Source organism: Halobacterium sp. CBA1126, from assembly GCF_009741975.1.
In the GTDB taxonomy this organism is placed as follows: domain Archaea; phylum Halobacteriota; class Halobacteria; order Halobacteriales; family Halobacteriaceae; genus Halobacterium.
Genome location: NZ_WPCF01000105.1, coordinates 1 through 8859 on the forward strand (window position 1 = coordinate 1; position 8859 = coordinate 8859).

Here is an 8859-nt window from a genome sequence, read left to right on the forward strand (position 1 = left end):
CGGCGACCTCGACGCCGTCGAAGCGTTCCTCGCGGACGAACAGAAGGTCGAGGCGATTCGGGACCGCGCCCGCGAGGAGGCCCGCGAGCGCGCCGAGGAGTGGGGGTTCGACGACCTCGACGGCGCGTAGCCGTCAGTCGTCCGCGCTCTCGGGGTTCTTCTGGATGTCGGTCACGACCTCCGACCTGGACTTGTCGACGTCGATGTCCTCCTCGGTGATGTCCTGGACGCGCTCGGCGAACTCCTCGGACTGCAGGACCTCGAACTCCTTGTCGAGGCCGAGGTAGAGCGTGTAACACATCACGACGAGGACGACGGCGAACGGGAAGCCGGTCGCGATGGCGGCCGTCTGCAACGCGTTGAGGCCGCCGCCGTACAGCAACAGGGCGGCGACGCCGCCCTCGACGGACGCCCAGAAGATCCGCTGGACCTTCGGCACGTCGCGTTTGCCGCCGGAGGTCAGGTGGTCGACGACCAGCGACCCCGAGTCCGAGGACGTGACGAAGAACGTGACCACGAGCAGGACGGCGAGCAGTCCGGAGACGGCGCCGACGGGGAACTGTTCGAGCAGCGCGAACATCGCGACGGTCTGGCCGGCCTGGTCGTAGGCCGCGAGCACCGCGCCGTTGCCCTGCAGGGAGTTGAACAGCGCGCTCCCGCCGAACGTCGCCAGCCACAGCGTGGAGAACACCGAGGGGATGACGAGCACGCCGACGACGAACTCCCGGACGGTCCGGCCCTTCGAGATGCGCGCGATGAACGTCCCGACGAACGGCGACCACGCGATCCACCACGCCCAGTAGAACACCGTCCAGGTGTTCACCGTCGACTGGCCGTCGCCGAGCGCGCCCGTGAAGAACGCCAGCGACGGAAGGGCGCCGAGGTACGAGCCGAGGCCCTGCACCCACGCGCCGAAGACGTAGACGGTCGGCCCGACGATGAGGACGAACCCGAGCAGGGCGAACATCAGGTAGACGTTGACCGTGCTCAGCCGCTTCACGCCGCTCTCGAGGCCGGCGGCGACGGACGCCGTCGCGATGGCGGTGATGGCGGCGATGAGGAGTATCTGCGGGCCGGTTCCCGTCGGCACGGTGGCGACGCCGAGGACGTCACCGAGGATGTACGCCAGCCCGGTGTTGATCTGTTTGACGCCGAGGCCGAGCGACGTCGCGAGCCCGAACAGCGTCGCGAACACCGTCACGAGGTCGATGAGGTGGCCGGGCCAGCCGTAGATGCGCTCGCCCAGCAGCGGCCAGAAGATCGACCGGAAGGTCAGGGGGAGCCCCCGGTTGAACGAGAAGAACGCCAGCCCGAGGCCGACCAGCCCGTACACCGCCCACGGGTGGAACCCCCAGTGGAAGAACGTCTGCGTCATCGCGGCGACGCCGGCCTCCCCGGTCCCCGACTGGGCGTCGTAGAACCCGGGGACGGTCGCGAAGTAGTTCAGGGGCTCGGAGACGCTGAAGAACATCAGGCCGATGCCCATGCCGGCGCTGAACAGCATCGCCATCCAGGCGAAGTCGCTGAACTCCTTCTCCGCTTCCACGCCGCCGATGCGGATGTCGCCGTACTTGCTGAACGCGAAGAACAGGAGCGCGCCGATGAAGACGTTCACGGCGAGGAGGAAGAACCACCCGAAGTTCCCCTCGAAGAACGCCCGGACGTCCATGTAGGTCCGGGCCGCCTGGTCGCCGAGGAGGATGGTCGCGCCGACGAACAGCGCGATGACGAGCAGCGCCACCGGGAAGACGACCGGGTGGACGTCGAACCCGAACTTCTGGATGTTCCCGTCGCCGGGCTCGCGTTCGGTCTCCGGGTGGAACAGCTCCACCTGGAGGCCCTCGGTCAGCCCGCCGCGGTCGTCGCTATCGTCCATCGGACGCTCCCTCCGTTCGGAACCGCGGTCGCCGGTCGGCCGCTCCCGGCTCGGTTCGCTCGACTCGCGGTCGGCCGTCGGGACCGGCGGTCGGTCGGTCGAGCGTTCGATGCGCCTGCGGTGTCGCGGGCGTCGACGGAGTTCGGTCGTCGCACACCATCTGCTGGTCAGTTCGTTGCATTCGGCTCTGGGTCGGTAGCGTCCGCCCGAATTCGGGCGAGAGAAGCGATGCAGCCGGGTTCTCGTGGGTTGAGTTCCCGCCTACCCTTACCCCACCCACCTGCTCGACGGACTTGAATGTGTCGTGTGGTAGCTGCCGACACTGCCGGCGCCCGGTCGAACGGGGACGTTCGTTCGCATCGTTTTTCCGTGCGAAGCCGAGACACGCCGGGCATCATGGCGAACCTGTACGAGCAGACGCAGACGCGCATCGAACCAGTCGACCTCCGGTTCTCGGAAGCCGAACTCGCCGCGCAGGTCGACCACGTCACCGGGTTCATCGAGGACCAGGTCGACGCCGCCGACGTCGACGGCGCGCTCGTCGCGCTCTCCGGGGGCATCGACAGCACGACGACCGCCCACCTCGCGGTCGAGGCGCTCGGCGCTGACGCGGTCCACGGCCTCCTCCTCCCGAAGGCGGTCAACGAGGACGAGAACATGAGCGACGCCGAGCGGGTCGCCCGCGACCTCGGCATCGACTACAACGTCCTCGAGATCGACTCCATCGTCGACGAGATCCTGGAGACGTACGACGCGGACCACGACGACGACTCCGAGGGCCGCTGGGAGGGCCGGTACGTCGGCAACACGAGCGCGCGCGTCCGGATGACGCTGAACTACCTCGTCGCCGCCATCGAGGACAAGCTCGTCCTCGGCACGGGCAACCGCGCCGAGCTCGGCACCGGCTACGTGACGAAGTTCGGCGACGGCGGCGTCGACTGCAACCCGCTCGGCAACCTCTACAAGCAGCAGGTCCGGCAGGTCGCCGCCCACCTCGGCGTCGACGAGTCGCTCGTCCAGAAGACGCCCACGGGCGGGATGGTCGACTACGACACCGACGAGGAGGAGTTCGGCGTCGACTACGACACCCTCGACGCCATCCTGGCGCTCCACGTCGACGGCGGCGTCCCAACCGAGGAGACCGCCCGCCTCGCCGACACCTCCGTCGAGGAGGTGGAGTACATCGTCGAGATGCACGAGCAGAGCGAGCACAAGCGCACGCCGCCGGCGTCGCCGGACCCGCTCTGACCGGGCCGAGACGCCCGCTCTGACCGCCGGCGACACGGCTCCGGGAACCGCCGACCCAGTCCGAACACTCTGCGGCCGTCACCGCGGCCGCACGGTGCGCGCGAACCGCGTCGTCCCGTCCGGCGTCGAGACGCGGACGTCGAACGCGACAGCGACGACTACGGTCTCGCCGGCTCGTTCCTGCACGACGACGCCGCCGTGGGCTTCGCACGCGCCGAACGACCGACCGCGACCGCCCGGGCAGTCGACTTGTTCCGCGAGCGCCTCGTCCGTCGAGACGTCCACGACAACGCCGTCTCCGAGCTGCGCGCGTTCGACCGTCCGGACCGGTGACTCCAGCGACGCTTCGACCCGCTGGACTGCGCGCTCCCGGTTCGCCCACGCGGTTCCCGCGGCCTGCTCCGCCGCGTCGTCCACGACGCGGTCGAGGCTCCGGGAGACGCGCTCGCCGTGGTCCCCGCCGACGTCCGCGACCGCCGGCGCGTAGCCGAACTGGAGGTACGCCGCGGCGACCGGGACGAGCGCGAGCGCGGCGACGGCGGCCGCGACGAGCACGAGCTGGCCGCGGTCGCTCACGCGTACCACACCCAGACGGTGACGGGTCCGTTCCCGGTGGGGACGCGCGCGACGCCGACCGCCGCGTTCGACGGCCGGACGTGGCCGACGGCGCCGTGGGGCGTCCGCACGCGGAACATGAGGTTGTCCGGGAGGATGCGGTCGACGCGGCGCTCCAGCGCGGCGCGCTCGCGCTCGAAGGAGTCCTCGGAGGCCGCCACCTCCGCGAGCCGCGTCGCGTCGCCGTGCTGGGGCGGCTCGTTCGCCAGCACGGTCGCCGCGTCCTCGGCGTACGCGTCGAGCTGCGCGCGCTCGCCGACGCCGCCCGCGGGCGTCCCGAACGCGAACGCGCTCGCCACGGCGACCACGAACAGCACGCCGACGCCCGCCTCCACGACCGACAGCGAGAGCTGGCCGCGCGCCCCCTCACGCATCCACGGTCACCCCGAGGACGGCCTTCGTAGTGGTTTCGGCCCGGTAGCTGACGGTCACGCTCCCGGGCGCCGGCTCGCTCTCGGTGGCGAACGCCAGCGTCACGGTGTCGTACCGCGAGAGCTCGACGTCGTATGCGCCGTCGAGTCCCGCCTCGTCGTGCAGGACGACGCGGTCGTTCGCGCGCACCGCGGTCACGTCCGCGCCGTCGCGGAACGTCAGCGTCGCCCCACCGGTCCGCCGCGGCAGCGTCACCGTCGCCCCGCTCTCGAACGTCGGCGTGAGGGCGCGCTGGCCGGCGTCCGCGACGAGCACGACGCGGCGCATCGTCGCCCCGCCCGCGGGGTCGCCGCGTTCGAGAATCGGCTCGCCGTCGAGGGTCACTCGGACCGCCGCGTCCGCGGGGAGCACGCCCTCGAGTCGCTCGCTCGCGTTCGCGACGGCGGCCTCCGAGAGCACGTTCGCCCGCACCGACAGCGGGCCGTCCGCGGCGACGAGCCGGTCGGCGGTGCTGGCCGCGAGCCGGTCCTCGGCCGGGTCGGTGTCCGCGCCCGCGAACGCGCTCCCGGCGAGCCCGACGGTCGCCGCGACGCTCGCGACGACCAGCAGGAGCGCTATCGCGAGTGCCGGGAGGTTCGCCTGCGCGCGGGTCACCGTTCTCCCTCCGCGAGTTCGACGATGAACCCGCCGTCTGGGTGCGTTCGCACGCGAACGACGCCGTCGCTGTCCGTCCAGTTCCCGCGCACCGCTCGCACGCGGTCCGGGAGGACGAGCGGCGTCTTCCCGCCCACGTCGGCGTGCTCGTGGACGAGCGCGAGGGACGTGTCGTTCGCGGCTACGCGGTAGCCGCGGCCGCGAATCGTGTCCGGGAGGCTGACGCGGCGCTCCGCGACGACCGTTCCCGCCGGGGCGTCCGCGCTCGCGTGCGCCGGCACCGCCGCTTCGACGTTCGCGGCCGCGTGCTGAAGCGCCCGCTCGCCCACCTCGCCGGCCGCGGCGGTTCGAGCGTTCGGGACGACGCCGCCGTACAGCGTCGTCGTGAGGAGCGCGACGAACAGCACGACGATGCCGGCCTCCAGCGCCTTCCCGACCGCGGGAGCGACCGCGCGCTCGTCGGTCACGTCACCGACACCTCCGTCTCGTGGACGACGACGTACGCGGTCCGCGCGCCCGAGAAGTCCGCTACCACGCTCGGCACCCCGTCGCCGTCGACGTCGCGCTGGGTCACGGTGGCGTTCCAGCGCTCGAACTGCGCGCGGACCGCCTCCGTGTGTTCGGTCTCGACCGCGACCCGGTAGCCGCCGCGCCCGAGGTTCCGGCGGTCGTGGGAGACGTTCGATCGCAGCGTGTACGTCGCGCCGCCGCTGGCCGCCCGCGCCACGTCGCCGTCGAGCGCGGGCACGCTCACGACGAGGACGTCCGGATCGGCGGTCACGGTCACCGGCGAGCGCGTGCGCGACCAGCCGGACCCGTGCGCGAGCACCGCCCCCGCGAGGTAGGTCGCGCCGCGGTCCGCCGACGTGAACCGCAGCGCGTTCGCGTCCACGACCGCGGCGGTGCCGCCGCTGTCGAGGACGCGCACCTCGCGGTCGAGCGTCTCGAGGCTGCCGCTGGAGAACGACACCGTGCCGCGCCGCACGCCCGTGGTCTCGACGGGCCGGAGCGCCTCGTCGAGGTCGTCCGCGACCCGCTGGGCGTCGCTGGCGGCGGCGTGCTGGTCGACGACCGTGCCGACGCTCGCGGTCACCAGGCCGAGCGCTACCACGGTCACGCCGAGCAGGACGGCGACGCGACGACGTTCGACTGGCCGCGGCTCACAGCATCCCCACCCCCGCGAAGACGGCGTACGCGAACGCCACGAGCAGCCCGGAGTGCAGCAGCGCGTCGTACCGGCCGCGGCTCGCGCGCCCGCGAACCACCCGCAGGAGAGCATCGTCGCCTGCGTCACGAGGTAGAACCGGTAGCGGTCGCGCTCGAGGTCGACCGCGCCCGGGTCGATGGCGAGCCCGCTGGCGTTGGCCGCGTTCGTCACCGACGAGAGCTGCGCGAAGCTGTCGAGGACCGCGAGGTTCACCGCGACCGTGATGCCGACGACGAGAACCGCGGTCGTCCAGCCGACGGCGACGTAGACGAGCAGCCGCGAGCGCAGCGCGCGCTTCTCGTGGTAGAGCCGCCCGACCTCCGCCTGGAGCGCCTCGAAGGCGGCGTCGGCGTCGCTGCCGGCGTCGAGCGCGCCGGAGACGAGGCCGACGGTCTGGGCGGCGAGTTGGGTGTCGACGCGCTCGACGAACCGGTCGAGGGCGGCCGCGCGGACGTCCTCGCCGCGGGTGGTGACGCCGAGGTTGAACGCGAGGTCGCGGATGTCCGGCTCGAGCGGGCCGGCGTCGACGTCGCGAGCGACCCGCTCGACGGCGTCCCCGAACGGCCGTCCGAGGCTGACGTGCCCGGAGACGGCGTGGACGAAGTCCTGTATCTCGCGGTCTTTCGCGTCGTCGATGCGCGCCCGGCGGACGGCGACCAGTCCGACGGGGACGGCGAACGCGACGTACCCGAGTAAGGCGACGTTCGCGGGCGTCAGCCCCGCCTCCCAGAGTGCGGCGCCGACGCCGAGCGCGGGCAGCGCGAGGACGACGGCGGCGTCGGCGGGGTTGCGCGTGGCGTTCGCGAGCACGCCGAGGCCCGCGGAGCGCTCGTGACCGCTCCACGCGAACCCCCGCGGCCGCATCTCGACGACGAGGTACGCGGCGAGCGCGCCGACCACGAGCACGAAGGCCGCGCTGCCGAACACGAGCAGTTCCCGCACGGTCGCCGCGCCCGCCGGCGTCTCGACGACGTGGCCGAGGCCGGGCGCGAGCACGCTCAGGACGGTGGCGACGATGACCAGCAGCGCGGGCAGCACGAGCAACACGATGAACAGCTCCGCGACGAGTTCGAGGAAGCCCGCGGCGCGCTCGCGGGTGCGCTCGCGGCGGTTCGCGAGCATCCGGGACTCCAGTTCGAGGTACTGCGCGACCGCGTCCGGGCCCTGCGTGGCGTGCTCGCGGAGCTTCAGGAGGAACGGCGCGAGCAGCTCCCTGCTCGGCGTGTCGCGGGCGACCACGCGCAGCCCGCGGTCGACGCTCCCCGTGAGATCCGCGGTGTTGAGCACGTCTTGGAACGCGGCGGCGGTCTCGCCGTACGCGGCCGGCCGGTCGGCGACACGGGAGAGCAACTCTCGTTCGTCCGTGGTCCCGGAGGCGAGCACGGAGAGGTAGCGGACGGCGCCCGGGAGCGTCCCCACGATCTCCGACCGGCGGCTGCGCGCCCGCCAGCCGAGGTAGCGGCCGCCGAGTTCGACCGCGGCGCGCTTCGCGAGCAGGCCCGCCGACAGCCCGACGACGACCGCGGGCGTGACCGACGGCGCGAACGGCGAGACCCCGGCGAGCGAGGCGAACGCTGCGGGCGGCACCACGAGCGCGGCGGCCGCGGCGGCGAGCACGCTGCCGGCGGCAAACGCCAGCCACGACGCGCCGTAGACCCGCGAGAGGAAGACGTCGAAGCTCACGGGCAGCCGGCTCGCGCGGTAGCGCTTCCGGTCGCGTCGTGGCGGCCGCGGTCGGCGTGGCGCGCGAACAGCGCGTACAGCACGCGGTCGACGACGCCCAGCGAAGCGGTCACCGTTCGCCCTCCGTCGGCGTCACTCGCCGGCCCTCCGCTGGAGGCGTTCGACGGTCGCGGTCTCGTCGGTCCGCAGGTCCGACAGCAGCCCGAACAGGTCGTCGAACGCCGAGACGTCCTCGCGTTCGAGGTACTGGACGTACCGGCGCTTCTGCGCGAACTCCTCGCGGACGTCCGCGACGGGGCGGTCCGTGCGCGCCGCGAGCTGGTCGAGGAAGCCGACCGCGTCCGCGCCCGCGAACTCGAAGCCGCCGTCCGGCGTGCGCTCGAGTATCCGGCGGAAGTGGACCTCGCTGCCGTCCTTCTCGACGGTCTCGGTGTCCGCGCTCGGCTCGGCAACGAGCTCCACGATTTCGCCGACGTAGCGCTCGCCGTCGACGTGCCGCGGGAAGACGACGAGGTCGACCTCCCGCAGGAGGTACGGCGGGACGCCCTGCTCGATGGCGCGGTTCACGAGCGTCTCGACGTCCTCGGCGTGCGTGGTGCCGACGACGCCGTGCCCCGTGTTGAGGACGTTCGCGAAGCTCTCGAAGCTCTCCTCCGTATTTATCTCCGCGATGACCTCCACGTCCGGGTTCAGGTAGTTCGTCTCCGTCATCAGGTCCGCCATGGAGACGCGCTTGAACTCGCGTTCGTGCTCGCGGGTCGTCAGCGAGACGCCGGTCTCGTGGGGGAGCCGGACCTCACGGCTGCCCTCGTCGATGCTGATGGGGCGGTCGTCGAACGGGACGAACGGCATGTGGGCGTTCATCAGCGTGGTCTTCCCGACGCCCGTGGGGCCGGAGAAGAGGACGACGCCGTGGTGCTCGTAGACCAGCCAGAGCAGCGCGACGACGTCGACGGAGACGGTGCCCTGCTGGAGCAGGTCGACGGGCGTCAGCGGCTCCGCGGCCTGCTTGCGGATGGAGACGTGCGGGCCGCCCTCGCTGATGACGGGGAGCGCGACCGCACACCGAATCGTCACGTCGCCGTCGACTTCCGCGGGTTCGAGGTTCACCTTCGCGGAGGGGTTCGAGGCGTTCAGCTCGACGCCGTCCCGCGCCGCGAGCTGGGTGACGAGGTTGACGAAGCGCTGCTCGTCGTCGAGGACG

At 72.3% G+C, this 8859-nt stretch carries 8 protein-coding genes and 1 pseudogene; 1 reads left to right on the plus strand and 8 read right to left on the minus strand.

Annotation, left to right across the window (positions count from 1 at the left end; genetic code table 11):
• Window positions 1-133: 133 nt before the first annotated feature.
• A complete protein-coding gene (locus tag GJ634_RS12540; RefSeq protein ID WP_157503132.1) occupies window positions 134-1876 on the minus strand; it encodes a BCCT family transporter in 1743 nt (580 codons plus the stop codon).
• 396 nt (window positions 1877-2272) lie between these two features.
• On the opposite strand from GJ634_RS12540, the gene GJ634_RS12545 reads away from it, so the two are divergent.
• Window positions 2273-3124, plus strand: coding sequence for an NAD+ synthase (locus tag GJ634_RS12545; RefSeq protein WP_157503134.1), 852 nt, complete (start codon window positions 2273-2275; stop codon window positions 3122-3124).
• A gap of 78 nt (window positions 3125-3202) precedes the next feature.
• Here GJ634_RS12545 and GJ634_RS12550 read toward each other — a convergent pair whose 3' ends face one another.
• The 7 genes and pseudogenes from GJ634_RS12550 to GJ634_RS12580 form a co-directional block, all read right to left on the minus strand.
• The gene (locus GJ634_RS12550; protein WP_157503136.1) at window positions 3203-3700 is read right to left on the minus strand and encodes a hypothetical protein; all 498 of its coding nucleotides are present in this window, start codon (window positions 3698-3700) and stop codon (window positions 3203-3205) included.
• The gene (locus tag GJ634_RS12555; RefSeq protein WP_157503138.1) at window positions 3697-4113 is read right to left on the minus strand and encodes a hypothetical protein; all 417 of its coding nucleotides are present in this window, start codon (window positions 4111-4113) and stop codon (window positions 3697-3699) included. The genes GJ634_RS12550 and GJ634_RS12555 overlap by 4 nt, the downstream gene beginning before the upstream one ends.
• Complete coding sequence (locus tag GJ634_RS12560) at window positions 4106-4765, minus strand: hypothetical protein (protein ID WP_157503140.1); 660 nt, start codon at window positions 4763-4765, stop codon at window positions 4106-4108. Before GJ634_RS12560 ends, GJ634_RS12555 begins: the two co-directional genes overlap by 8 nt.
• Window positions 4762-5232: a hypothetical protein gene (locus tag GJ634_RS12565; RefSeq protein WP_331714161.1), complete on the minus strand. Its 471-nt coding sequence runs from the start codon at window positions 5230-5232 to the stop codon at window positions 4762-4764. The genes GJ634_RS12560 and GJ634_RS12565 overlap by 4 nt, the downstream gene beginning before the upstream one ends.
• Window positions 5229-5876 (minus strand): type IV pilin, encoded by a 648-nt coding sequence (locus GJ634_RS17000; protein WP_394350896.1) that lies wholly within the window; start codon window positions 5874-5876, stop codon window positions 5229-5231. Before GJ634_RS17000 ends, GJ634_RS12565 begins: the two co-directional genes overlap by 4 nt.
• 49 nt (window positions 5877-5925) lie before the next feature.
• A pseudogene (locus GJ634_RS16220) lies at window positions 5926-7768 on the minus strand (type II secretion system F family protein).
• A gap of 19 nt (window positions 7769-7787) precedes the next feature.
• Window positions 7788-8859: type II/IV secretion system ATPase subunit (locus GJ634_RS12580; protein WP_197425517.1), on the minus strand; the 1072-nt coding region annotated here is incomplete at its 5' end.